This is a genomic window from Trinickia mobilis (assembly GCF_017315705.1).
Taxonomy (GTDB): domain Bacteria; phylum Pseudomonadota; class Gammaproteobacteria; order Burkholderiales; family Burkholderiaceae; genus Trinickia_A; species Trinickia_A mobilis.
The window spans coordinates 1-23568 of sequence record NZ_JAFLRF010000034.1 but is presented as its reverse complement, the minus strand read 5'-3'; the positions used below and the strand labels follow the sequence as shown (position 1 = coordinate 23568).

25 protein-coding genes are annotated in these 23568 nt (G+C 65.7%); 10 read left to right on the top strand and 15 right to left on the bottom strand.

The genetic code is table 11. From position 1 onward, the window contains the following. Nucleotides 1-2: 2 nt before the first annotated feature. Nucleotides 3-1208: a glycosyltransferase family 9 protein gene (locus J3489_RS29245; RefSeq protein WP_207004305.1), complete on the top strand. Its 1206-nt coding sequence runs from the start codon at nt 3-5 to the stop codon at nt 1206-1208. 10 nt (nt 1209-1218) lie between these two features. Here the strand turns inward: J3489_RS29245 and J3489_RS29240 are convergent, their stop codons facing one another. The 3 genes from J3489_RS29240 to J3489_RS29230 all read right to left on the bottom strand — a co-directional run bounded on the left by J3489_RS29240 (nt 1219) and on the right by J3489_RS29230 (nt 4464). After that, complete coding sequence (locus J3489_RS29240; RefSeq protein WP_374193500.1) at nt 1219-2508, bottom strand: O-antigen ligase family protein; 1290 nt, start codon at nt 2506-2508, stop codon at nt 1219-1221. A gap of 181 nt (nt 2509-2689) precedes the next feature. After that, nucleotides 2690-3532 (bottom strand): glycosyltransferase family 2 protein, encoded by an 843-nt coding sequence (locus J3489_RS29235; protein ID WP_207004303.1) that lies wholly within the window; start codon nt 3530-3532, stop codon nt 2690-2692. A gap of 143 nt (nt 3533-3675) precedes the next feature. Beyond that, nucleotides 3676-4464 (bottom strand): glycosyltransferase family 2 protein, encoded by a 789-nt coding sequence (locus J3489_RS29230; protein ID WP_207004301.1) that lies wholly within the window; start codon nt 4462-4464, stop codon nt 3676-3678. A 185-nt stretch (nt 4465-4649) separates the two neighbouring features. On the opposite strand from J3489_RS29230, the gene msbA reads away from it, so the two are divergent. Then, a complete protein-coding gene (msbA, locus tag J3489_RS29225) occupies nt 4650-6431 on the top strand; it encodes a lipid A export permease/ATP-binding protein MsbA (RefSeq protein ID WP_207004300.1) in 1782 nt (593 codons plus the stop codon). A gap of 60 nt (nt 6432-6491) precedes the next feature. Here the strand turns inward: msbA and J3489_RS29220 are convergent, their stop codons facing one another. Then, the gene (locus tag J3489_RS29220; RefSeq protein ID WP_207004299.1) at nt 6492-6806 is read right to left on the bottom strand and encodes a hypothetical protein; all 315 of its coding nucleotides are present in this window, start codon (nt 6804-6806) and stop codon (nt 6492-6494) included. 94 nt (nt 6807-6900) lie between these two features. Then, nucleotides 6901-7059 (bottom strand): hypothetical protein, encoded by a 159-nt coding sequence (locus J3489_RS29215; RefSeq protein WP_207004298.1) that lies wholly within the window; start codon nt 7057-7059, stop codon nt 6901-6903. Nucleotides 7060-7266: 207 nt separating this feature from the next. Here J3489_RS29215 and J3489_RS29210 point away from each other — a divergent pair, with 207 nt between their 5' ends. Then, entirely contained in the window at nt 7267-7449 is a 183-nt protein-coding gene (locus J3489_RS29210; RefSeq protein ID WP_207004297.1) for a hypothetical protein, read from the top strand. A gap of 59 nt (nt 7450-7508) precedes the next feature. Here J3489_RS29210 and J3489_RS29205 read toward each other — a convergent pair whose 3' ends face one another. From J3489_RS29205 to upp, 10 genes are all read right to left on the bottom strand, one after another. Next, nucleotides 7509-8750, bottom strand: coding sequence for an ammonium transporter (locus tag J3489_RS29205; protein ID WP_207004296.1), 1242 nt, complete (start codon nt 8748-8750; stop codon nt 7509-7511). A gap of 309 nt (nt 8751-9059) precedes the next feature. Beyond that, on the bottom strand, nt 9060-10529 hold the full coding sequence (gene rng / locus J3489_RS29200; RefSeq protein ID WP_207004295.1) for a ribonuclease G: 1470 nt from the start codon (nt 10527-10529) through the stop codon (nt 9060-9062). A gap of 5 nt (nt 10530-10534) precedes the next feature. Then, entirely contained in the window at nt 10535-11170 is a 636-nt protein-coding gene (locus J3489_RS29195) for a Maf family protein (RefSeq protein ID WP_207004294.1), read from the bottom strand. A gap of 83 nt (nt 11171-11253) precedes the next feature. Further along, nucleotides 11254-11724: a 23S rRNA (pseudouridine(1915)-N(3))-methyltransferase RlmH gene (gene rlmH / locus J3489_RS29190; protein WP_207004293.1), complete on the bottom strand. Its 471-nt coding sequence runs from the start codon at nt 11722-11724 to the stop codon at nt 11254-11256. A gap of 3 nt (nt 11725-11727) precedes the next feature. Next, nucleotides 11728-12180, bottom strand: coding sequence for a ribosome silencing factor (rsfS, locus tag J3489_RS29185; RefSeq protein ID WP_207004290.1), 453 nt, complete (start codon nt 12178-12180; stop codon nt 11728-11730). A 3-nt stretch (nt 12181-12183) separates the two neighbouring features. After that, complete coding sequence (locus J3489_RS29180) at nt 12184-12918, bottom strand: nicotinate-nucleotide adenylyltransferase (protein WP_207004345.1); 735 nt, start codon at nt 12916-12918, stop codon at nt 12184-12186. A 73-nt stretch (nt 12919-12991) separates the two neighbouring features. Beyond that, nucleotides 12992-13915 carry an oxygen-dependent coproporphyrinogen oxidase gene (gene hemF / locus J3489_RS29175; protein ID WP_207004282.1) on the bottom strand — a complete coding sequence of 308 codons (924 nt, stop codon included), beginning with the start codon at nt 13913-13915 and terminating at the stop codon, nt 12992-12994. Between the two features lie 286 nt (nt 13916-14201). Beyond that, complete coding sequence (purD, locus tag J3489_RS29170; protein ID WP_207004280.1) at nt 14202-15476, bottom strand: phosphoribosylamine--glycine ligase; 1275 nt, start codon at nt 15474-15476, stop codon at nt 14202-14204. Nucleotides 15477-15582: 106 nt separating this feature from the next. After that, nucleotides 15583-16311 carry a YebC/PmpR family DNA-binding transcriptional regulator gene (locus J3489_RS29165; protein WP_207004278.1) on the bottom strand — a complete coding sequence of 243 codons (729 nt, stop codon included), beginning with the start codon at nt 16309-16311 and terminating at the stop codon, nt 15583-15585. Between the two features lie 212 nt (nt 16312-16523). Then, nucleotides 16524-17174: a uracil phosphoribosyltransferase gene (upp, locus tag J3489_RS29160; RefSeq protein ID WP_207004276.1), complete on the bottom strand. Its 651-nt coding sequence runs from the start codon at nt 17172-17174 to the stop codon at nt 16524-16526. Between the two features lie 370 nt (nt 17175-17544). Between upp and J3489_RS29155 the strand changes: the two genes are divergently transcribed. The 7 genes from J3489_RS29155 to kdpB all read left to right on the top strand — a co-directional run. After that, nucleotides 17545-18324 (top strand): SDR family oxidoreductase, encoded by a 780-nt coding sequence (locus tag J3489_RS29155; protein WP_207004274.1) that lies wholly within the window; start codon nt 17545-17547, stop codon nt 18322-18324. A gap of 46 nt (nt 18325-18370) precedes the next feature. Then, a complete protein-coding gene (locus J3489_RS29150) occupies nt 18371-18760 on the top strand; it encodes a methylglyoxal synthase (protein ID WP_207004272.1) in 390 nt (129 codons plus the stop codon). A gap of 37 nt (nt 18761-18797) precedes the next feature. Further along, nucleotides 18798-19772, top strand: coding sequence for a quinone oxidoreductase family protein (locus J3489_RS29145; protein ID WP_207004270.1), 975 nt, complete (start codon nt 18798-18800; stop codon nt 19770-19772). Nucleotides 19773-19935: 163 nt separating this feature from the next. After that, complete coding sequence (locus tag J3489_RS29140) at nt 19936-20049, top strand: potassium ABC transporter ATPase (RefSeq protein WP_136898692.1); 114 nt, start codon at nt 19936-19938, stop codon at nt 20047-20049. After that, nucleotides 20046-20138: a potassium-transporting ATPase subunit F gene (locus J3489_RS29135; RefSeq protein WP_137331581.1), complete on the top strand. Its 93-nt coding sequence runs from the start codon at nt 20046-20048 to the stop codon at nt 20136-20138. The genes J3489_RS29140 and J3489_RS29135 overlap by 4 nt, the downstream gene beginning before the upstream one ends. Then, complete coding sequence (gene kdpA, locus J3489_RS29130) at nt 20135-21940, top strand: potassium-transporting ATPase subunit KdpA (RefSeq protein ID WP_207004268.1); 1806 nt, start codon at nt 20135-20137, stop codon at nt 21938-21940. The genes J3489_RS29135 and kdpA overlap by 4 nt, the downstream gene beginning before the upstream one ends. A gap of 37 nt (nt 21941-21977) precedes the next feature. Beyond that, the coding region (gene kdpB / locus J3489_RS29125) for a potassium-transporting ATPase subunit KdpB (RefSeq protein WP_207004267.1) at nt 21978-23568 on the top strand (1591 nt) is incomplete at its 3' end.

Genomic DNA, 23568 nt, shown 5'->3' with positions numbered 1-23568 from the left:
ACGTGGCTGCATTATTTTCGTCCTCCCGTCCGCCCCGCAGCATTCTCGTCGTTTGCACTCGCCGCATCGGCGACGTGCTGCTCACCACGCCGTTCGTCCGGTCGCTGAAGGCGCGTTGGCCCGATACTCCGGTCGACATGCTGGTGTTTCGCGGCACGGAAGGGATACTCGAACACAATCCGGACGTGCGGCGCGTGATTCTCGTCGCGCAGCGCGCACGGCTCTCCGAGCGTCTTGCCGATGCCGCGCGCCTCTGGCGCCGCTACGATCTCGCGTGCGCAGCCGTCAGTTCGGACCGGCCGCGCTTCTATACGTGGTTCGCGGGCAAGAAGCGCATCGGGCTCGTCGATCCCAACCGCGTGACGCTGCTGACCCGGTTCATGCTGCACGGCATCGCGATCAATTATCACGAGTCGGTCCATACCGTGAACAGCAGCCTGGCGCTGACGCCGCTCTTGGGCATCGAGCCGCAAGCGCAAGTCGTCGCGCCCGGTATCGGTGACGACCCCGCGCGCCGCGCGCAGTTCGACGCGCGCATTCACACGCCGCCCGCCGTGCTGCCGGGACAGCCTTATGTCGTGCTGCATCCGTACCCGATGTTTGCGTACAAGCGCTGGCATATCGAGGGCTGGGTCGAGCTGATCGGCTGGCTGCGCTCGAAGGGATTTGCCATCGCATTGAGCGGCGGCCCGGCTGCGGCCGAGCGGGAGTACGCGGAGCGCGTGGCCGCCGCGGCCGGCGGTCCGGTGCTGAACATGGCGGGGCAATTGTCGCTCGGCGAAAGCGCGGAAATGATCCGGGGCGCCGAGCTTTACGTCGGGCCCGACACGGGCGCGACACATGTCGCGGCAGCCACCGGCACGCCGACGATCGCGCTCTTCGGCCCGTCCGATCCGGTCCGTTGGGGCCCATGGCCGTGCGGCTGGCCGGCCGGCGTCGATCCTTGGCCTTTGGTCGGATCAGGGCGCCATGCGAACGTCTATCTGCTGCAAGGCGAGGGCGATTGCGTGCCTTGCAAGGGTGAAGGGTGTGAGCGCCATGTCGAGAGTTTCAGCGAGTGTCTGACGACGCTCAGTGCGCGGCGCGTCATTGGGGCCGCCGCGGAAATGCTCGGCTTGCCCAATCCGCCGCTCGAAGCCGCTCAAACGTCGCAAGCCGCCGAGGCGGTCGTCGATACGTCGTTGCTTGGCCGGCCGCGCGGCAAGTAACGCAGCGTCGCTACGCCTGCCGCGTCGCCGGCGCAGCGTTTTGCGTGGCGGGCACCGCGCTGGGAGCGCGATACCCGCAGCCAAGCAGAATGCCGGCGAGCAGTACCAGCAAGTGCCCTTCCGCGAAGTCCAGGAGCAGCGAGTTCGCCAGGCAGCTGATGGCGAAAGCCGCGAGCCAGCCGAGCAGCAATTGCCGGGAGCGCGGATCCAATGCGGTTGCGCTGCGACCGATCTGCACGAGCAGATTGATGAAGAGCGCCACCCCGATTGCGCCGAGTTGCACGGCCATCAGCAGATATTCGTTGTGCGGATTTTGCGTGAGCAGTCCTTGCGCGTCCGTCTTGCCGGCAGACAATTTCGCGAATTCGACGCCGAGGCCGCCCGCGCCATAGCCGATCACCGGCCGTGCGCGAATGAGCTCAAAGCTTTTGCGGTACCACTCGAGCCGCAGCCCGGTGGACGTGACGGCGTCGGTCTGCCGGTATTCCTTCACTTCGTTGGCGACCTGCAACAGGCGGTCGCCCTTGATCGTGGAAGCGACGCCCACCAGCATCCCGGCCGCGGCGATCACGGCGCAGACGTAGAGCGCCGCGCGCGTCGGCGATTCTTCATGCTTGCGCCAGGCGAGGCGCAGCGCCGTGTAAAGCATGAAAATCAACGCGATGATTTGCCCGGTGCGTCCCTGCAGCATCACGAAAACGTTGACGAGCGTGAGCGCCGCGATGGCGGCGAACAGGATGCGCGCGCGGGCGTTGCGCGTCGTCATCGCGAGATCGATGGCCTGATGAAACAGCAGGGCGCCGAAGAGGCCCGCTGCGATATGGTTCTTGAACACCCACGCGCGCGAGAGCGGCAGATCCGTGGCGTGCGCGGGCCCGATCGCGGTCAGGCCCAGGTAGTTCGTCGTCGACAGCAGCAGGATGATGCAGAGCGTCACGAACCAGCTCCAGCGCACGATGCCCGCCCAATTGGAGTCCTTGAACGCGATGACAGCGAGCGGCAGCAGCAGCAATTTCGAGTACTTGCCGATCCACGACCAAGCCTCTTGATGCGGCGCGATGGTATAGGAGACGCTCGCCATGAGCGCCGCGAGCAGCAGCAGCGCGGAAACGGCCGCGCCGTGGCGCAGCAGCGAGGGCAGATTGCGCCGGAATTCCGGCGCGCTCAGCAGCGCGAGCGCGAAGAGCGCGCAGGCGATGTTGGTATACGCCGTCGAGACGGGCACCATGCACAAGGCGGCGACCGCGAAGACGCGCGCAGCCGTCAAGCGGTGCGAAGCGTTTTGCATGACTGTAGACATTGACGATCGGTGGGGCAAAGCGTGGTTTGAAGCATCGCCTCGCGTGGCGAGAGGCGGCGCACCCCGATTTTTGGGCGACGCTGCGGTCCGGAAAACAGACAAGTATACGCTAGGCGGCCGCGCCATCTCATTACACGTATCGAAAAGCTGGCCCTTTGACGGCAACGCCGCGCCGCAAGCACTAACCGAATGCTCGCTTGATGCGCGACTTCAGCAGCGCGCGCTTGAGCCGGCCGGTTTGCTCCGGCTCGGCCACGTCGAGCCGCTGATCGACCGGCTGTCCGCGGCGCAGGTAGTAACGGTCGAAGGTCGCCTGCGTCATGCCCCACTTGTTCAGGAACTGGCGGCGGCCGTCGTTTTTGACGATCTTGCCGGTGCTTTTCTGCTGGAAGTGATAGACGAGGCTATCGCCGACCCCAAGGAAGACGCGGCAGCCGGCGTCCCACAGCTTCATCGAGAAATCGTTGTCGCTGCTCATCCCCGGGCTCAGCTCGCTGCTATAGCCGCCCACCTTGTGCCACCAGTCGCGGTGCACGAGGGTCGGCGGCCAGGTGGCGCCGCGCCAGTGGGCGCGCGCGAGCTGCGGCGCGGCGGCGATCAGGTCGGCGGCGCGGAAAGTCTCTGCGTCGCGCCCGAAGTCGCGCACCACGACGCACGGATTGCCTGTATCGACCGGTTCGATCATCGTGCCCGACAGCAAGAACAGGTCAGACGGCATCTGCCCGATGCGGCGCGCGAGCGCATCGTCCCAGCCGGGGCAGCAGTACATGTCGTCGTTCATATAGACGACGTAGTCGCGCGTGGCGCGCGCCGCCGCGATGTTCACCGCGTGGCAGATGCCGATATTGGCGGGCGAAGCCGTATGTTCGATGCCTTGTTCGCGCACCCAGGCGAGCGTGCCGTCCGAGCCGTCATTGACGTGGACGACGACCTGATGCTCGTGCGTCGAGTTTTGCCGGATGCTCTGGACGACCCATTGCAGATAGGGGAGGTTGTTCCAAGTCGGGATGATGATTGAGAACATCGAAATCGGGTGTCCGTTGTCGGGGGGCTGCAAGGCATCGGGGCGTCCGGGCGCTAAGGCGCTAAGGCGCTAAGCCGCCGGAAAAAACAGGCTGAATTGTACCGCCGGCCTGGGCGCCGGCGTGGCCGGCTCGCTTGAGGCGATCAGGCGCGCTCGTCGCTTGGCGCCGCCAAATCGAGCTTCAAGAACCGGTAGTAGACCGTCTCCGCATTGAAGACGGCGATCATAAACCCCGCGCGGCCGTCCAGAAAGCCGCGCCGCAGCAGGTAGGTGCGGACGAACGCCCACGCGCCGCGCCCGAGCGCCTTGCCGAAGCCGCCGCGCTGGCCCGCCGTGCGGCGCTGGCGGGCGCCGGCGCTCGAATAGGCGTCGAGCTTGCGCAGCACGGTCTCGAAGTCTTCGTACGAGTAGTGCATCAGCTTGCCGTCGAGGCGCGCGGCAGGTGTTTCGAACACGAGGCGCTCGTGCACGAGATCGTCGGAGAAGCGCGCCACGCCGCGCTTGAAGAGACGCGGCACCCAGTCGGGGTACCAGCCGCTGTGGCGCACCCATTGGCCGCAGAAACTGGAGAGCCGGTCGAGCGCGTAGACTTCGGCGCCGGGCGCGCGGATCGCGGCGAGGATCGACGCGGCCAGCTCCGGCGAGACGACTTCGTCGGTGTCTATCGAGAGAATCCAGTCCGTCGACAGGGCCGCCACCGCGCGGTTCTTTTGCGTCCCGAAGCCGGGCCAGTCGGGCGCGGCGATCACGCGGGCGCCGTGCGCGCGGGCGATCGCTTCCGTATCGTCGGTACTGCCGCCGTCGACGACGACGACTTCGTCGGCAAACGACAGCGCCGCGAGGCATTGCGCGAGCCGCGCCGCCGCGTTGTGCGCGATGAGGGCGACGCCGAGGGTGGGGGCGGCGCTGGGAGCGGTGGTCGTTGACTGCACGTCGGGATTGGGCCGAATCGGTTTTGTGTGAGCGCGAGTATACCGGGCGGCCAGCCCAGGCGGATCGCGCAGGCTGGCCGCCGTGCGCCGGGGGATGAAGGGCGGGGCGGCTATAATGCTTCGATTTTTCGCACTGTCCGAATACCCCCGCGACATGGGAGTAAGAGGGACTTAAAGGGAGTTCCTTGGAAACCCAATCCACTCTGAGAAAACCCGCCGACGCGGAGCGCGCGTCGACGTCCGTCGTGATGAAGCGCCTTTGGCCGTACCTCAAGCCGCTCATCGGGATGCTGCTGCTCGGCATCTTTTCGATGGCCGTCAGCGCTGCGACCGACGCCGGGATTCCCGCGCTCCTGAAGCCGCTGCTCGACCACGGCTTCGGCGAGAACGCGAGCAAGCACTCGGTGTGGTTCGTGCCGATCGCGGTGATCGGCCTCGCGCTCGTGCGCAGCGTGTCGTCGTATGCGTCCAATTACCTGCTGCAGTACGTGTCGAACCGCATCCTGCTGCAAATGCGCCTCGACATGTTCAACCGCATGATCCATACGAGCGCGTCGTTCTTCCAGCGCGAAACGGCGAGCACGATCATCAACGCGATCGTGTTCGAGGTGAACCAGATCCTGAACGTGCTGATCAGCGTGCTGATCACGCTCGTGCGCGATTCGCTCACCGTCGTCTTTCTGCTCGGCTACCTGTTCTATCTGAACTGGCGCCTCACGCTGATCGTCGCAGTGATCCTGCCCGGCATCGGCTGGATCACGAGCAAGATCAGCCGTCGTCTACGGCGGCTCGGCCGCGAGCATCAGTCGCTGACCAACGAGCTGTCGTACATCGTCGAGGAGACGGTGGGCGGCTACAAGGTCGTGAAGGTGCACAACGGCGAGAACTACGAGATTCGCCGCTTCTCGGCGATGAGCAAGCGCCTGCGCGGCTACCAGATGCGCATGACCGTGGCGGGCGGCCTCGCGCAGCCGCTCACGCAGTTCCTCGCGTCGATCGCGCTTGCGATCGTCATCACGGTCGCGGTCGTGCAATCGGCGCACGATCAGACGACGGTCGGCGGCTTCGTCGCGTTCGTCACCTCGATGTTGCTGATCATTTCGCCGCTCAAGCACCTGATCGACGTCAACCAGCCGCTGCAGCGCGGGATGACCGCATGCGAGCTGATTTTCGGCCTGATCGACGAGCCGACGGAGCCCGCCGGCGGCGACCGCAAGCTCGAGCACGCGCGCGGCGACATCGAGTTCCGCGACGTGTCGTTCACCTACGGCGCGGTCGATCGTCCGACGCTCGATCGCGTGTCGTTCTCCGTGAAACCCGGCGAGATGATCGCGCTGGCGGGACCGTCGGGCAGCGGCAAGACGACGCTCGTCAATCTGCTGCCGCGATTCTTCACGCCGACGGGCGGGCAGATTCTCATCGACGGCGTGCCGATCGACGAATACGGCGTGCACGACCTGCGCAGCCAGATGGCGATGGTGAGTCAGGACGTCGTGCTGTTCAACGACACGATCGGCGCCAATGTCGCGTACGGCCAGACACCGGACCGCGAGCGCGTCGAAGCCGCGCTGCGGGCGGCGAATCTCGCCGATGCGGTGGCCGCGATGCCCCAGGGCATCGATACGCTGATCGGCGGCAACGGCATGCGCCTGTCGGGCGGACAGCGGCAGCGTCTCGCGATCGCGCGCGCGATCTATAAAGATGCGCCGATTCTGATTCTCGACGAGGCGACCTCGGCGCTGGATTCGGAGTCGGAGCGTCACGTGCAAGCGGCGCTCGAAACGCTGATGAAGGGGCGCACGACGCTCGTCATCGCACACCGTCTGTCGACGATCGAGCGCGCGAACCGCATCCTCGTCATGGAAAGCGGGCGCATCGCCGAGCAGGGCAGCCACGACGAGCTGTTGCAGCAGGATGGGCTGTACGCGCACCTGCATCGCATTCAGTACCAGCAGCAGGCGGCATAGCGCGTTCGATGCGGCGGCCCCATGCGGAGCACCGACTCGGGCCCCATGCAAAGCGGCCGGCTAGACACCCCCCGTCACGAGAGGCAGCACCGTCAGATCGGAATGCGTCCCATCGACGATGCTGCGCCCCACATGGACGCCTTCATACAACGCGTCGGCCGCGCTCTTGAACGACTCTTCGCCGTCCGCATGAAACGGCACCGAATGGCCGGGCAGTTTCGGGTCGGCACCCGGGTGGCAGACGAAGCCGATGTAGGTATACCGGTCGCCGGGCTGCGGCGCCTGATTCTCTGGCTGGCCCTTCACAAACGGGGCCACATGGATCTCGAATCCTTCGTATTCTTCCATTTGCCACTGCGCTTGTTCGTCGGACATGCTCGTCTCCGTTCAAGCTGTTCACCGTGGGGTACGCACCGCCAAGCGGGCGTCTGCGCGTTGCGCGCCTGACGCGCAAGCGGGAGCGCGGCAATCAGTGCCGATGCCGCATCCGGTCCCAGAGCCGATGCGCGTCCAGCCGCGAGAGCAGCCGTTCCCTGTGATGTTCGCGCCGGTAGTGCGAGGTCACGAGGATCGCGGCCACGATCAGCACGATCAGACCGACTACTGTGCTCACCATCGATTCAGCCATGGCAGCCTCCTTCGAAGTCACCTGCATACAAAAATTCTAGGTGATCCTCGCGGGTAGCAAAGGGGGGGCGGAGCGGGGGGAAGCGGCGCCGAATTGCCACGCCTATCGTCTGACAGAAAAAATATGCCGTTACGCAAGTCACAATTCGTACTCGAACGGCGGGCGGCCCGTGCTTATCTAAACAACACAACGACTAGGAGAACGACCATGGGCAGAATTCTGATCGCTGTTGCGCTTCTCGGCGGACTGTCCGGCTGCGTCGTGGCGCCTCCGCCGGGCTATGCCTATGCGCCGGGCTACTACTACCCGGGCTATTACTATGGGCCGTCGGTCAGCGTGGGCGTGGGCTTCGGCGGCGGCTGTTGCTGGCATGGGGGCTGGCACCACTGACGCCGATTCGAGTAACCAAATGTAAAAGCGGCGCTGCCCGATGGGCAGCGCCGCGAGCATCACGTATCCAGATAAGCGACCTCGCCGTGCAGCTCGGTGTCGAGCCCGCGCTGCGCAGCCTCTGCGCCGACCTTCACGCGCGTCACGCGATCGATCAGCCACAGCATGCCCCAGGTGAACACGAATGCCCAGATGCCGGACACGATCACCGCGACACATTGCTTGAGGAAGAAGTCGGTGCCGCCGAGCAAGAGGCCGTCGGCGCCGTTCGCATTCCATGCCTTCGACGCGAACACGCCGAGCAGGATCGTGCCGGTCAAGCCGCCCACGCCGTGGACGCCCCAGACATCGAGCGCATCGTCGAGGCCCAGCTTGTTCTTCAGCGCGACCGCGTAATAGCAGATGAGCCCGGCGGCCACGCCGATGATGGCGGCCGTATCGAGCGAGACGTAGCCCGCGGCCGGCGTGATCGTCGCGAGACCCGCAACCGATCCGGTCAGGAGCCCGACGAACTTCGGCTGACGCGCGTTCAGCCATTCGATCAAGAGCCACGTGACGGCCGCAAACGACGCGGCGACGTCGGTGTTGAGGAACGACGACGCGGTCACCGCGTCGATGCGCAACTCGGACCCCGCGTTGAACCCGTACCAGCCGAACCAGAGCAGCCCCGTGCCGAGGGCGATCAGCGGCACGTTGTGAGGCTTGTGCTCGACGCTATGACGGCGCCCCACATAGAGCACCGAAGCGAGCGCCGCGAAGCCGGCCGTGTTGTGCACGACGATGCCGCCGGCGTAATCGAGCACGCCCCACTTCGCGAGCAGGCCTTCCGGACTCCAAACCATATGCACGAACGGGAAGTACACGAGCACGAGCCAGCCGGTAAGGAATAGAAAGTACGCCTTGAACGTCACGCGGTTCGTGAAGGCGCCGGTGATCAACGCAGGCGTGATGATCGCGAACATCATCTGATACGCGACATGGACGACGAGCGGAATGCCGGCGTCGTTGCCCTGGAACATCGTCTGCAGCGTGATGCCGCGCAGGAACGCGTAGTAGGTCGGATCGCCGACGATCCCGTGCCACGTCGGGCCGAAGCACATCGAGTAGCCGAACGCGAACCAGAGCACGGTCGTCCAGGCGAGCGAGATGAAACTCTGCATCATGATCGCGAGCACGTTCTTGCGCTCGACGAGGCCGCCATAGAAGAACGCGAGCCCTGGCGTCATCAGCATGACCAGGCTCGCGCACAGCAGCATGAATGCGGTATTGCCGACGTTGATCGGCATCGAAGCGGGTAGCACGGCTCGTCTCCTTAGTTCGTGGGGTGACGAAAAATATGCCGTGGAGCGAGGGGGCGCAATACGCCGCGCGTCTATAGTCGGATTCAGCGCTTGGGTATGGGGCCCGTGCTGCCGGGCGGAGTGCGCGCGGACAGCGGGTAAACGTGGAGTCGGAAGCATTCGATCGATAGGGTCCGCGCCGCCATGCGCGCATACGGCAAATCGAATGAATGAATCAAGCCATTCAAAGCCGGCCGGCCTCTGCCAGCCAATGGCCATGACCACGTCAGCGTCTTGCCCGCGCCCTGCGAAAGGCGGGGGACGCGAACGCTACATCAGAACGATGTCGTACTGCTCCTGACTCAAATTCGACTCGACCTGCAACGACACCGGCTTGCCGATGAAATCCATCAGCATGGCGAGATGCTGCGATTCCTCGTCGAGAAACAGATCGATCACCTGCTGCGAAGCGACCACGCGAAACTCGCGCGGATTGAACTGCCGCGACTCGCGCAGGATTTCGCGCAGCACGTCGTAGCAAACGGTGCGCGCGGTCTTGACTTGCCCCTTGCCCTGGCAAACCGGACACGGCTCGCACAGCACGTGCGCGAGCGATTCGCGCGTGCGCTTGCGTGTCATCTCGACCAGCCCGAGCTGCGAGAACCCGTTCACCGTCACCCGCGTGCGATCGCGCGACAGCGCCTTCTTCAGTTCCCCGAGCACGGCATCGCGATGCTCGGCGTTCTCCATGTCGATGAAGTCGATGATGATGATGCCGCCCAGATTGCGCAGCCGCAGTTGCCGCGCGATCGTATGCGCGGCTTCCAGGTTGGTCTTGAAGATCGTGTCGTCGAAGTTGCGCGCGCCGACGTAGCCGCCCGTGTTGACGTCGATTGCCGTCATCGCCTCGGTCTGGTCGATCATCAGGTAGCCGCCCGATTTCAGATCGACGCGCCGCGACAGCGCACGCTGAATCTCGGCCTCGATGTTGTACAGATCGAAGAGCGGCCGCTCGCCGGTGTAGTGGTGGAGCTTCGAGCTGACGGCCGGCGTGAATTCCGCCGCAAACTCGGCGAGCATCTGATGCGTCTCGCGCGAATCGACCTGGATGCGCGTCGTCTCGTCGTTGACGAAGTCGCGCAGCACGCGCTGCGACAGGTTCAAGTCTTGATAGAGCAGGCTCGTCGGCGGCAGGCGCTGCGCTTGTGCGACGATCGTCGCCCAGGTCTTGCGCAGGTAGGCGACGTCGGCCGCGAGTTCTTCGCTCGTGGCGTCTTCCGCGATCGTGCGCACGATGTAGCCGCCTTTCTCGTCGACGGGCAGCACGGCCGTCAGGCGCGCGCGGATCGCTTCGCGCTCCGTTTCGCTCTCGATCTTCTGCGAGATGCCGATATGCGGCTCCTGCGGCAGATAGACGAGCGTGCGGCCCGCGATGCTGACCTGCGTCGAGAGGCGCGCGCCCTTCGTGCCGATCGGGTCTTTGACGACCTGCACCATCAGCGTCTGTCCTTCGAAGACGATCTTCTCGATCGGCTGGTGCGGCGCCTGAGCCTGCGATTCGCCGGCGATGCGCGGATGCCAGATATCGGCGACGTGCAGGAACGCAGCGCGCTCGAGCCCGATATCGATGAACGCGGACTGCATGCCGGGCAGCACGCGCACGACCTTGCCGAGATACACATTGCCGACGCGCCCGCGCGCGGCCGTGCGCTCGACATGAAGCTCCTGCACGGCGCCTTGCTGGACCAACGCGACGCGCGTTTCTTGCGGAGTGACGTTGATCAGAATCTCTTCGTTCATGTCTGTTAGAAGTCCACGCGAGCCGTGCGCAGCAATGCGGCGGTCTCAAAAAGGGGCAGACCCATAATACCTGAATAGGACCCGTCGATACGCTCGATGAATTCGGCGGCGCGGCCTTGAATCCCATAGGCGCCGGCCTTGCCGAGCGGCTCGCCGCTCTCGGCGTAGCGCTGCAGCGCAGCGAGCGGAGCGGCGGCGAAGCGCACCGTCGAGCGCGACAGCGCGGGCGGCAGCAGTTCGCCCATGGCATCGATCACGGCGAGCGCGGTCAGCACCTCGTGCTCGCGGCCCGCGAGCTGCGACAGCATCGCGACCGCATGCTCGACGTCGCCGGGCTTGCCGAGGATCGCGCCGTCGATCGTGACGGTCGTGTCCGCAACCAAAATCGGCGCAGCGGGATGGCTGCCCGCGACGAGCCGTGCGCGCGCCGCCTCGGCCTTCGCGACGCACACGCGCAGCACGTAGTGATCTGCCGCTTCGCCGTCTTGCTCCGCTTCGAGCGCTTCCGCGTCTTCATCGGGGCGGGGCAGCAGCAGCTCGAAGCGCACGTTGAGCTGCGAGAGCAGTTCCTGGCGGCGCGGGCTTTGCGACGCGAGATAGACGAAGGGATGGCGTGGAAGAGGGGAGTCGTCTTGCGGCATGTATCGTTCTCGTAGGACGCACCGTGGCGCGTCTGGCGCGATGCCGGGTGATCAGTTGTGGCATCGCCGGCGAGAACGGCGCGTCAGGCGCGGTGGTAGGGGTGATTCTGCGTGATGCTCCACGCGCGGTAAAGCTGTTCGGCGAGCAGCACGCGCACCATGCCGTGCGGCAGCGTGAGGCTCGACACGCGCAGCATCAGTTCGGCGCGCGCTTTCACTTGGCTGTCGAGGCCGTCCGCGCCGCCGATCACAAATGCGACGTCGCGTCCGTCCTGCTGCCAGCCGGGCAGCGCGTCGGCGAGCTGCATCGTGGTCCAGTCGCGGCCGCGCTCGTCGAGCGCGACGAGGCGCGCGTTTTTCGGCAGGACGGCTTCGATGCGCTGACGTTCGGCCGCCATCACGCTCTCGGCGGAGCGGCCCGACGAGCGCTGCTCGGGCTTGATCTCGCGCAGTTCGATGCGCAGCTCGGGCGGCATGCGCTTTGCATATTCGTCGAAGCCGGTCGAGATCCAGTCGGGCATCTTGTGACCGACCGCGAGGATATGCAGCTTCATGACTCAGCGGCGGCGGGCGGGCGCCTTGCGGGCCGGCTTCGCGGCGGGGGCCTCGTCGTCGTCGTCATCGTCGAGCGGTTCGCTCGCCCGCGCGCCGCCGAACGCGCTCGTATTCGCGAGCTTCACGCGCACGGGCTTGTCGCCCCAGATTTCTTCGAGGTTGTAGTACTGGCGCAGCGCCGGCTGCAGGATATGCACGACCGCGTCGCCGCAATCGACGAGCACCCATTCGCCGATGTCCTCGCCTTCGGTGCTGATGATGTCGCCGCCGGCTTCCTTCACTTTCTCGCGCACGCTGGAGGCGAGCGCCTTGGTCTGCCGGTTCGACGTGCCGCTCGCGACGATCACGCGATCGAACAGCTCCGTCAGGTGGCTGGTGTTGAACACCTTGATGTCTTGCGCCTTGATGTCTTCGAGCCCGTCGACGATCGCGCGTTGCAGTTTGCGGATATCCATAAATTACCGGTGGTACAGATGATGTTGAAGAATATAGTCCGAGACCGCGTCGGGGACCATGTCGGTGAGGCGGCCCGCGGCGGCGGCTTTCGTCTGTTGCGCGAGGCGGTCGCGCAACTGGTGGCGGATGTCGGTGGCCGAGACGTCGAGCGCCAGCACCGTATCGATCAGCAGATGGCCGCTCGGCGTGCCTTGGAGCACGTCGGCGCTCGCCTCGCGCGCCGCCAGTTCGCCGCGCAATGCGGGCGACGCCGACGCAAGATCGAAGCCAGGGCGCGTCGCCGCGCAGATATGCGCGAAATCGAAGAGGCGCCGCCACTGGTGCCACTTGTCGAGATGCACGAGCTGGTCGGCGCCGATCAAAAGCGACAGCGACACGCCGGCGCCTTCGCGCGCGCGCCAGCGCTCGAGCGTCTCGACGGTGTAGGTCGGGCCTTGGTGCTCGATTTCGTCGGTCGCGACGCTGACGGCCACGCCGGGCAGCACGAGCGATGCCGACGCCGCGCGCGTCATCGCGAGCCGGTGCTCGGCGGGGGAGACGCCGGCCTTCTGATAGGGCTGGCCGGCGGGCAACAGCACCAGCTCGGTCAGCCGCAGCACGTCGGCGAACCGGCGCGCGAGCGCGAGGTGGCCGTTGTGGATCGGATCGAAGGTGCCGCCGAGCAGGCCGATGCGCCTCGGCAACTGCGGCAGCGGCGCGAGCGGGTCAGCGGCGGAAAAGCGGGCTTTCGGATTCAGATGACAGTCCTTTGCGTATTAGCGAGCGCGGCGGTGCGGCGGACATGAGGCATGCCGCCTCGCGCGGTGCGCGTCATAGCCAGTCGCGCGGCTTGAGGAAATCGCTGCAGAGGCGCGCCTCCGGCGTGCCCGGCTCGGGCCGCCAGTCGTAGCGCCAGTTCGCGACGGGCGGCATCGACATCAGGATCGACTCGGTGCGGCCGCCGCTTTGCAGCCCGAAGTGCGTCCCGCGGTCGAAGACGAGGTTGAATTCGACGTAGCGGCCGCGCCGGTAGGCCTGGAACGACCGCTCCGCTTCGCCGTACGGCGTCGCACGGCGTTTTTCGACGATCGGCAGGTAGGCGGCGAGGAACGCGTCGCCGACGCGCTTCACCATCTCGAACGAGCGGTCAAAGCCGAGCTCGGCGAAGTCGTCGAAGAAAATGCCGCCGATGCCGCGCGTCTCGTTGCGGTGCTTCAGGAAGAAGTATTCGTCGCACCAGCGCTTGAAGCGCGGGTACAGGTCCGCGCCGAACGGTTCGAGCGCGTCGCGGCAGGTGCGGTGGAAATGCTGGGCGTCTTCTTCGTAGCCGTAGCAGGGCGTGAGGTCCATGCCGCCGCCGAACCAGAAGATCGGCGCCTCGCCTTCCTTCGTCGCCATCAGGAGGCGCACGTTCATGTGCACGGTCGGGCAGTGCGGGTTGCGCGGATGCATCACGAGCGACACGCCCATCGCCTCGAAGCCGCGCCCCGCGAGCTGCGGGCGTGCCGCGCTCGCCGAGCCGGGCAGGGCGTCGCCCGCGACGTCGGAAAAGCCGACGCCGCCGCGCTCGAACAGCTCGCCGCCTTCGAGAATGCGCGTCACGCCGCCGCCGCGCAGCTTCTCGCCGGAGCCGCGCTGCCAGGTGTCGGTGGCGAACGGGGTGCCGTCGAGGGCGCCGAGCGCGTCGGCGATGTGCGTCTGCAGGCCTTGGAAGTAGGCGCGGACGCCCTCTACGTCGTAAGTCGGATCGGTCATGGAAACAACGCGCGCGGGCTGCCGCGGCGCGGACAATAAAAGAGTACTGCCGGGAATTCTAGCGAATGCCCGGCAGTTCGATGCGTGGCGCCCGCCAAACGAGGCGCCCGAGGCCCGGCGCGCTGCTGTGTTGCCGGCACCGCTTGCCGCTCTCAAGGAAATCGCCGGGCCGCCCCAAGATTTCCCGCCCCGCGGCCCAAGGCCACTTCCTTCGGGGCGCAGGAAGTCCCCTTGGGGGATTGCCCCCCTCGGGGGGCCTGGCGCGAAGCGCCAGGTTTGGGGGCGCTCAATGTTTGCGGCCGATCGCGCGATGGCCGATGTCGCGGCGGTACTGCATGCCGTCGAACGAGATCTGGTTGACCGTCTCGTAGACGACCGATTGCGCGCCGCGCACCGAATCCGACAGGCCGACCACGCACAGCACGCGGCCGCCCGAGGTCAGCAGCTTGCCGTCGGTGAGCGTCGTGCCGGCGTGGAACGTCACCGCTTCTTCGGTCTCGGCCGGAATACCGTTGATGCGGTCGCCTTTCCTCGGCGTTTCGGGGTAGTTGTGCGCGGCGAGCACGACGCCGAGCGCCGTGCGGCGGTCCCAGGTCAGCTCGACGGTATCGAGCGTGCCCGCGATCGCCTGCTCGATCACCTTCGAGAAGTCGCCCTTCAGGCGCGCCATGATCGGCTGTGTTTCCGGGTCGCCCATGCGGCAGTTGAATTCGAGCGTCTTCGGGTTGCCTTGCGCGTCGATCATCAGGCCGGCGTAGAGGAAGCCGGTGTAGCGGATGCCGTCGCTTTCCATGCCGCGCACGGTCGGCAGAATGATTTCGCGCATCACGCGCGCATGCAGCTGCGGCGTGACGATCGGCGCGGGCGAGTAGGCGCCCATGCCGCCGGTGTTCGGACCCTGGTCGCCGTCGAGCAGCCGCTTGTGGTCCTGGCTCGATGCGAGCGGCAGCACATGCTTGCCGTCGACCATCACGATGAAGCTCGCTTCCTCGCCTTCCAGGAACGCCTCGATCACGACGCGCGCGCCCGCATCGCCGAGCTTGTTGTCGGCGAGCATCATGTCGACGGCGGCGTGCGCTTCTTCGAGCGTCTGCGCCACGACGACGCCCTTGCCCGCGGCGAGGCCGTCGGCCTTGATGACGATCGGCGCGCCCTTTTGCTCGAGGTACGCGTGGGCGGCGGCGAGCTCGGAGAACGTCTCGTATTCGGCCGTCGGAATGCCGTGGCGCTTCATGAACGCCTTCGCGAAGTCCTTCGAGCTTTCGAGCTGAGCGGCTTCCCGGGTCGGCCCGAAGATCTTGAGGCCGCGCTGGCGGAACAGGTTGACGATGCCGGCCGCGAGCGGCGCTTCCGGACCGACCACGGTGAACGCGACTTGCTCCTTCTCGACGAAATCGGCGAGCGCTTCGGGCTCGGTGATATCGACGTTGAGAAGGCGCTCATCCTGCGCGGTGCCGCCATTGCCGGGCGCGACGTAGACGAGCTGAGCCCGCGGCGCTTGCGCGAGCTTCCAGGCGAGCGCATGTTCGCGACCGCCGGAACCGACGACGAGTAACTTCATGGGATTCCCCGAAGGCTAACAAACCGTGACGGCAGGCGAATCCCGCCGGCCGTTGTAACTTTCGCGAGGCGCGCGGCCCCCGATCGGGCGCCGCGCCCCCGGCACATCATGCTTCGGCGATGGAGGCGTTCGTATACACCTCCTGCACGTCATCCAGGTTTTCGAGCGCGTCGAGCAGTTTTTGCATCTTCACGGCGTCTTCGCCGGTGAACTCGACTTCCGTCTGCGGCTTCATCGTGACTTCGGCGAGTTCCGCCTTGAAGCCCGCCGCTTCGAGCGCTTCCTTTACCTTCGTGAAATCGTTCGGCGGCGCCAGCACTTCGATGCTGCCGTCGTCGTTCGTGATGACGTCGTTGGCGCCGGCTTCGAGCGCGGCTTCCATCAGTGCGTCTTCGGGCGTGCCCGGTGCGAACAGGAACTGGCCGACGTGATCGAACAGGAACGCGACCGAGCCGTCGGTGCCCATGTTGCCGCCGTACTTCGAGAACGCGTGACGCACCTCGGCGACCGTGCGCGTGCGGTTGTCGGTCATCGTGTCGACGATGACCGCCGCACCGCCGATGCCGTAGCCTTCGTAGCGGATTTCTTCGTAGTTCGCGCCATCGACGCCGCCGACGCCGCGCTGGATCGCGCGGCTGATGTTGTCCTTCGGCATGTTGGCGTCGTACGCCTTGTCTACTGCGAGGCGCAGACGCGGGTTCGAATCGATCTCGCCGCCGCCCATGCGGGCCGCGACTTGGATTTCCTTGATCAGACGAGTCCAGATCTTGCCGCGCTTGGCGTCGGCGGCGGCTTTCTTATGCTTGATGTTGGCCCATTTGGAATGACCAGCCATACCTTTCTCCGTCGCGCGCGCGTGTGACGCGCACGCATGATGCGTGTTGTTCGTTGCGAATTGGCGATTGATTGCGGCTTCGGGCGGCGAGTTGCGCGAGCGGCATGGGGCCGCTTTTTGACCATGAAAGGCAATTCGAGCCGCTCGACGAGCGGAACGCGATTTTAACATGCCGCAGGGGGCGCGAAAGCGCCCGCCGGCGGCGGCTTTCGTCAGTTCTTCGTCCCGAACAGCCGGTCGCCCGCGTCGCCCAGGCCCGGCACGATATACGCGTGCTCGTTCAGGTGCGAATCGAGCGAGGCGACGAAGAGCTTCACGTCCGGATGCGCGTCCTGAAACACCTTGACGCCTTCGGGCGCCGCGACGAGCGCCAGAAACGAGATGTTCTCGCCGGGCACGTTGCGGCGCTTGAGAACGTCGACCGCGTGCACGGCCGAATAGCCGGTCGCGACCATCGGGTCGCACAGGATGAAGATCCGGTCTTCGAGGTCCGGCAGCCGCACCAGATACTCGACCGGCCGGTGGTCTTCCGCCCGGTATACGCCGATATGCCCGACGCGCGCCGACGGAATCAGCTCCAGGAGCCCGTCCGACATGCCGACCCCCGCGCGCAGCACGGGCACGATCGCGAGCTTCTTGCCGGCGATCACCGGCGCGTCGATCTCGACGAGCGGGGTCGCGACGCGCTTGGTCGTGATCGGCAGATTGCGCGTGATCTCATAGCCCATGAGGAGTGTGATCTCGCGCAGGAGCTCGCGGAACGTGCGCGTGGAAGTGTCCTTGTCGCGCATATGGGTGAGCTTGTGCTGGATCAGCGGGTGATCGAGGATGAAGAGATTCGGAAAGCGGCTGTCTTGTTTCATGGCAGGTGCGCACAAGCGGCTAGAGGGGGCGGGGAATCGTATCGGCGGCGGCGCTTGGGCCGAGCGAGACGGCCGGATGACGCCGGATGACGCCGAATAACGAATTACGCCCGCAAGTTTACCGAAAGATCAGCGGATCAAGGCGCGCAAAGTCATGCCCGACGCGAAAAGACGCCGCTGCGGGCAAATCCGCCGCGGCGAAAGCGGGTATGGCGGGTACGGCGGGTATGGCGGGCATGGCGGGCATGGCGGGCATAGCGGGGCTGACGCACAGCAGCGCGATAGGGATTCTTCTAGAATCGAGAATCTTCGCTATCCGGCACCTGGCCGGCACCACCGCGACGAACGACGAGAGAAAAGGAAATCCGACATGGACATGGGAATCGCAGGACGGACCGCGCTCGTATGCGCGGCCAGCAAGGGCCTCGGGCGGGGCTGCGCGGAAGCGCTCGCGGCCGAGGGCGTGAAGCTCGTGATCTGCGCGCGCACGGTGGAAACGCTGGAAGCGACCGCCGCCGGCATCCGCGCGAAGACAGGCGCCGACGTGACGGCAATCGCCTGCGACGTCACGACCCCCGAGGGCCGCGCCGCGGTGCTTGCGGCGTGTCCGCAGCCGGACATCCTCGTCAACAACGCGGGCGGCCCGCCGCCGGGCGACTTCCGCAATTTCACGCACGACGACTGGATCAACGCGCTGGAAGCGAACATGCTGGCGCCGATCGCGCTGATCCAGGCGACCATCGACGGGATGATCGAGCGCGGGTTCGGCCGCGTCGTCAATATCACGAGCTCGGCGGTGAAGGCGCCGATCGACGTGCTGGGCCTGTCGAACGGCGCGCGCTCGGGGCTCACGGGGTTCGTCGCGGGCGTCGCGCGCAAGGTGGCCGTGCACAACGTCACGATCAACAACCTGCTGCCGGGCCTCTTCGATACCGACCGCATCGCGGCGACGTTCGACGCCCAGGCGAAGGCGGGCAACGTTACCGTCGACGAGGCGCGCCGCCAGCGCATAAAAAGCATCCCTGCCGGGCGCTTCGGCACGCGCGACGAATTCGGCGCGGCCTGCGCGTTCCTGTGCAGCGTCCACGCGAGCTACATCACCGGCCAAAACTGGCTGATCGACGGCGGCGCTTATCCGGGCACGTTCTAAACGCATCCACGACAGTCTGCTCAGTACCGAGCAAAGGACCCCTCTCATGACCCCACGCGTTGCGCTGATCGCGCACGACCACAAGAAAGACGACATCGTCGCGCTGGCCGGCGAATATGCCGAAACGCTCGGCCGCTGCAAGCTCGTAGCGACCGGCACGACCGGCGCGCGCATCGCGGCGGCGCACGGGCTGACGGTGGAGCGCATGCTGTCGGGGCCGCACGGCGGCGATTTGCAGATCGGCGCGCAATTGGCCGAGGGCCGTGTCGACGTGGTGATTTTCTTGCGCGACCCGATGACGCCGCAGCCGCACGAGCCCGACATCAACGCGCTCGTGCGCGCGTGCGACGTGCGCAACGTGCCGTGCGCGACCAATATCGCGACCGCGCGGATGCTTCTCGATACCTTGGCTCGTCGTATGAGCCAGCAGGTCTGACAGCGGATTTTCTCAGTTCAAGAACCAGGAGACGGCGATGGTCAAGGCGATTCGATTCGACAAAACGGGCGGCCCGGAAGTCATGAAGTGGGTCGACGTCGACGTGGGCGAGCCGGGCAACGGCGAAGTCCGCGTCAAGCAGCACGCGGTGGGTCTCAACTACATCGATATTTATTTCCGCACCGGGAATTATCCGCTGCCGCTGCCCGCGGGTCTCGGCATGGAGGCGGCGGGCGACGTGGTGGCGGTCGGGCCCGGCGTGGAGGGCTTGAGGGCGGGGGACCGTGTCGCCTACGTGGCGCGTCCGCCGGGCGCCTATGCGCAGGAGCGCGTGCTGCCCGCGGCGGTGCTCGTCAAGCTGCCGGGCTCGCTCGGCTATGACGAAGCCGCTTCCGCGATGCTGCAAGGTCTCACCGCACAGTATCTGCTGCGCCGGACCTACCGCGTGAAGGCCGGCGACACGATCCTGATCCAGGCGGCCGCCGGCGGCGTCGGCCTCTTCGTGTGCCAATGGGCGAAGGCGCTCGGCGCGACGGTGATCGGCACGGTCGGCTCCGACGAGAAGGCCGAGCTTGCCAAGTCGCACGGCTGCGATCACCCGATCGTCTATACGCGCGAGAACTTCACGAAGCGCGTGAAGGAGATCACGAACGGCGCGGGCGTGCCGGTCGTCTACGACTCGATCGGCAAGGATACGTTCGAAGGCTCGCTCGACTGCCTCGCGCCGCTCGGCCTCTTCGTGAGCTTCGGCAACGCGTCGGGTCCGCTGCCGCTGATCGACTCGTCCGAGTTCGCGGGCCGCGGCTCGCTCTTTTTCACGCGCCCGACGCTCTTTACCTATATCGCGAAACGCAACGACTACGACGCGATGGCAGCCGAGCTGTTCGACGTGATCGGCTCGGGCAAGGTCAAGACCATGATTCGCCAGCGCTACCCGCTCGCGGAAGTGGCGCAGGCGCACGTCGATCTCGAAGCCCGCCGCACCACCGGCTCGACGATCCTCGTGCCGTAGCGGCTTTTCCGCACTGCAGCAGTCCCGCAAAGGCAGGCGGCGCAATGCGCCGCCTGTTTTCGTTTACGCCTTTTTTACATCCCCCCGGTGACCTTTGACCCGTCCTTTACGCCGGAAGGCTTAACGTTCCGGTTGTCCAAAATCCGTAAATGGAGAACACAAAATGGATGTGGTGTACGTCGGCGGTCTGGTGCTTTTTGCGGCGCTGACCTTTGCATTGATTGCCGGCTGCGACAAGCTGTTCCAGTCGCGGCGCGGCCAAGGGGAACGGCCATGACCTGGATGCTCTGGTTGGCGGGGGCGGCCACGGCGCTCTTGTTCGTCTATCTCGTTTACGCACTGCTGTACGCGGAGGATATTGAATGAACGCGAACAATATCCTGCAATCGGCGCTGTTCATCGTCGTCCTGATCGGGTGTGCGGTACCGGTTTCAAAGTACATCACGCACGTCATGGACGGCACCTCGCGCGTCGTGCGCTTCGGCGGTCCGCTCGAGCGGCTGCTGTACCGGATCGCTGGGGTCGATCCGCAAGCCGAGATGGGCTGGAAGCACTACGCGATCGTGACGATCGCCTTCAATGTGCTCGGCACCGTGTTCCTCTATCTGCTGTTGCGCGTGCAGGCCTTCCTGCCGGGCAACCCGCAGCAGTTCAGCGCGATGACGGTCGACGGCGCGTTCAATACGGCAGTCAGCTTCGCGACCAACACGAACTGGCAGGACTACACGCCTGAACAAGCGGTCAGCTATCTGACGCAGATGCTCGGCCTCACCGTGCAGAACTTCTTGTCGGCGGCCACCGGCATCGTCGTCGTGATCGCGCTGATCCGCGGCTTTGCGCGCCATACGACGAAGACGATCGGCAACTTCTGGGTCGACATCACGCGCATCACGCTGTACGTGCTGATCCCGATGGCCGCGATCGTCGGCGCGCTCCTGATGAGCCAGGGCGTGATCCAGAACTTCAAGGCCTATGAGGACGTGCCGGTCCTGCAAGAGACCACCTACAGCGCGCCGAAGACCGACGCGCAGGGCAACCCGGTCAAGGATGCGAAGGGCAACCCGGTGATGGTCGACACGAAGGTCGAGAAGCAGACCATCGCGATGGGCCCCGTGGCGTCGCAGGAAGCGATCAAGATGCTCGGCACCAACGGTGGCGGCTTCTTCAACGCGAACTCGGCGCATCCGTATGAAAACCCGACGCCGTTCTCGAACTTTCTGCAGATCTTCTCGATGCTGATCATCCCGGCCGCGCTGGCTCTCGTGTTCGGCAACATGATCCTGGATCGCAAGCAGGGCGTCGCTGTTCTCGCGGTGATGACGATCGCGTTCGCGGTCTGCGTGGTGGGCGAGATCAGTTCCGAGCAGGCGGGCAATCCGCTCTTCACGACGCTGAACGTCGACCAGTCGGCGAGCGCGCTGCAAGCCGGCGGCAACATGGAAGGCAAGGAAACGCGCTTCGGCATCGCGCAGTCCGGCATCTTCACGGTCGCGACGACAGCGGCTTCGTGCGGTGCCATAGACAACACGCACGATTCGCTGACGCCGCTCGGCGGCCTGATTCCGATGCTCCTGATCCAGCTCGGCGAAGTGATCTTCGGCGGGGTCGGTTCCGGCATGTACGGGATGCTCGTGTTCGCGCTGCTCGCCGTGTTCGTCGCGGGCCTGATGATCGGCCGCACGCCCGAATACGTCGGCAAGAAGATCGAGTCGTACGAGATGAAGATGGTGTCGATCGTGATTCTGTTGACGCCGCTCCTGGTGCTCGTGCTCACGTCGATCGCGGTGCTCACCGATGCGGGCAAGGCCGGTATCGCGAACCCCGGTCCACATGGATTCTCGGAAATCCTCTACGCGTTCAGCTCGGCTGCGAACAACAACGGCAGCGCGTTTGCCGGCCTGTCCGTCAACACGCCGTTCTACAACTGGCTGACGGGTATCGCGATGTGGTTCGGCCGCTTCGGTTCGATCGTGCCGGTGCTGGCTATCGCGGGCTCGCTCGCAGCGAAGAAGAAGATCGCGGTGACGGGCGGCACGATGCCCACGCACGGTCCGCTCTTCGTGGTGCTGCTGCTCGGTACGGTTCTGCTCGTCGGCGCGCTGACTTATGTGCCTGCGCTGGCGCTCGGCCCGGGTGTCGAACATCTGCTGATGATTTCGGGTCACTGATTCCGGGTCACAAAGAAAAGAGCATTAGAGGATTCCAATGACTCAACATTCTGCAACGCGGTCCATGTTCGATCCGGCGCTTCTGAAGCCGGCGATCGTGGACTCATTCAAGAAACTGACGCCGCGTCACCAACTGCGCAATCCGGTGATGTTTTGCGTGTACGTCGGGAGCGTCCTGACCACGATCCTCTGGATCGCTGCGCTCATGGGCCAGGCGGAAGCGCCCGCGGGCTTCATCCTCGCCATCGCGCTGTGGCTGTGGTTCACCGTGCTGTTCGCGAACTTCGCCGAAGCGCTGGCCGAAGGCCGCTCGAAGGCGCAGGCCGCTTCGCTGAGGAGCGCGAAGCGCGACGTGATGGCGAAGAAGCTCAACGAGCCGCATCCGAAGTCGCCGATCCGCATTACGACGGCCACCGAGCTGCGCAAGGGCGACGTCGTGCTCGTCGAAGCGGGCGACACGATTCCGGCCGACGGCGAAGTGGTGGACGGTGTCGCGTCGGTCGACGAATCGGCGATCACGGGCGAATCCGCGCCGGTGATCCGCGAATCGGGCGGCGATTTCTCGTCGGTGACGGGCGGCACGCGCGTGCTGTCGGACTGGATCGTCGTGAAAGTCACGGCGAATCCGGGCGAGGCGTTCCTCGACCGCATGATCGCGATGGTCGAAGGCGCGAAGCGCCAGAAGACGCCGAATGAAATCGCGCTGACGATCCTGCTGGTCGCGCTGACGATCGTGCTCTTGCTCGCAACTGCCACGCTCTTGCCGTTCTCGATCTTCTCCGTGGAAGCGGTGAAGGCCGGCCACGTGGTGACGATCACGGCGCTCGTCGCGCTGCTCGTGTGCCTGATTCCGACGACGATCGGCGGCTTGCTGTCGGCGATCGGCGTGGCGGGCATGAGCCGCATGATGCAGGCGAACGTGATCGCCACCTCGGGCCGCGCCGTCGAAGCCGCAGGCGACGTCGACGTGCTCCTGCTCGACAAGACCGGCACGATCACGCTCGGCAATCGGCAGGCGTCGACGTTCATTCCGGCACCGGGCGTGACCGAAGAAGCATTGGCCGACTCGGCACAACTGTCGTCGCTCGCCGACGAAACGCCGGAGGGCCGCAGCATCGTCGTGCTCGCGAAGGAACGCTTCAACATTCGCCAGCGCGACATGGCTGCGCTGCACGCGGCGTTCATCGGCTTTTCGGCGCAGACCCGCATGAGCGGCGTCGACCTGTCCCCCAACGGGACTTCCGCCGGGGCGCCGAATCGCGAGATCCGCAAGGGCGCGGCCGATGCGATCAAGAAATATGTCGAAGCCAATGGCGGCCGCTATCCGAGCGAAGTGTCGAGCGCAGTGGACGACGTCGCGCGTCGCGGCAGCACGCCGCTCGTAGTCGCGGACAAGGGCGAAGGCGCGGCACGCGTGCTCGGCGTGATCGAGCTGAAGGACATCGTCAAGGGCGGCATCAAAGAGCGCTTCGCCGAGCTGCGCAAGATGGGCATCAAGACCGTGATGGTGACCGGCGACAACCGTCTCACCGCCGCGGCGATTGCAGCCGAGGCGGGCGTCGACGACTTCCTCGCGGAAGCCACGCCGGAAGCCAAGCTGACGACGATCCGCGCACACCAGGCCGAAG

What these genes read in the sequence shown, in the direction of transcription:
- rng (WP_207004295.1), bottom strand. Translation starts at nt 10,529, where the DNA reads ATGAACGAAGAGATTCTGATCAACGTCACTCCGCAAGAAACGCGCGTC.
- J3489_RS29235 (WP_207004303.1), bottom strand. Translation starts at nt 3,532, where the DNA reads ATGTTCTCAATCATCATCCCGACTTGGAACAACCTCCCCTATCTGCAA.
- J3489_RS29165 (WP_207004278.1), bottom strand. Translation starts at nt 16,311, where the DNA reads ATGGCTGGTCATTCCAAATGGGCCAACATCAAGCATAAGAAAGCCGCC.
- purD (WP_207004280.1), bottom strand. Translation starts at nt 15,476, where the DNA reads ATGAAGTTACTCGTCGTCGGTTCCGGCGGTCGCGAACATGCGCTCGCC.
- hemF (WP_207004282.1), bottom strand. Translation starts at nt 13,915, where the DNA reads ATGACCGATCCGACTTACGACGTAGAGGGCGTCCGCGCCTACTTCCAA.
- kdpA (WP_207004268.1), top strand. Translation starts at nt 20,135, where the DNA reads ATGAACGCGAACAATATCCTGCAATCGGCGCTGTTCATCGTCGTCCTG.
- J3489_RS29140 (WP_136898692.1), top strand. Translation starts at nt 19,936, where the DNA reads ATGGATGTGGTGTACGTCGGCGGTCTGGTGCTTTTTGCGGCGCTGACC.
- J3489_RS29145 (WP_207004270.1), top strand. Translation starts at nt 18,798, where the DNA reads ATGGTCAAGGCGATTCGATTCGACAAAACGGGCGGCCCGGAAGTCATG.
- J3489_RS29135 (WP_137331581.1), top strand. Translation starts at nt 20,046, where the DNA reads ATGACCTGGATGCTCTGGTTGGCGGGGGCGGCCACGGCGCTCTTGTTC.
- J3489_RS29210 (WP_207004297.1), top strand. Translation starts at nt 7,267, where the DNA reads ATGGGCAGAATTCTGATCGCTGTTGCGCTTCTCGGCGGACTGTCCGGC.
- J3489_RS29155 (WP_207004274.1), top strand. Translation starts at nt 17,545, where the DNA reads ATGGACATGGGAATCGCAGGACGGACCGCGCTCGTATGCGCGGCCAGC.
- rsfS (WP_207004290.1), bottom strand. Translation starts at nt 12,180, where the DNA reads ATGGATATCCGCAAACTGCAACGCGCGATCGTCGACGGGCTCGAAGAC.
- J3489_RS29150 (WP_207004272.1), top strand. Translation starts at nt 18,371, where the DNA reads ATGACCCCACGCGTTGCGCTGATCGCGCACGACCACAAGAAAGACGAC.
- rlmH (WP_207004293.1), bottom strand. Translation starts at nt 11,724, where the DNA reads ATGAAGCTGCATATCCTCGCGGTCGGTCACAAGATGCCCGACTGGATC.
- J3489_RS29240 (WP_374193500.1), bottom strand. Translation starts at nt 2,508, where the DNA reads ATGTCTACAGTCATGCAAAACGCTTCGCACCGCTTGACGGCTGCGCGC.
- J3489_RS29215 (WP_207004298.1), bottom strand. Translation starts at nt 7,059, where the DNA reads ATGGCTGAATCGATGGTGAGCACAGTAGTCGGTCTGATCGTGCTGATC.
- J3489_RS29195 (WP_207004294.1), bottom strand. Translation starts at nt 11,170, where the DNA reads ATGCCGCAAGACGACTCCCCTCTTCCACGCCATCCCTTCGTCTATCTC.
- J3489_RS29220 (WP_207004299.1), bottom strand. Translation starts at nt 6,806, where the DNA reads ATGTCCGACGAACAAGCGCAGTGGCAAATGGAAGAATACGAAGGATTC.
- upp (WP_207004276.1), bottom strand. Translation starts at nt 17,174, where the DNA reads ATGAAACAAGACAGCCGCTTTCCGAATCTCTTCATCCTCGATCACCCG.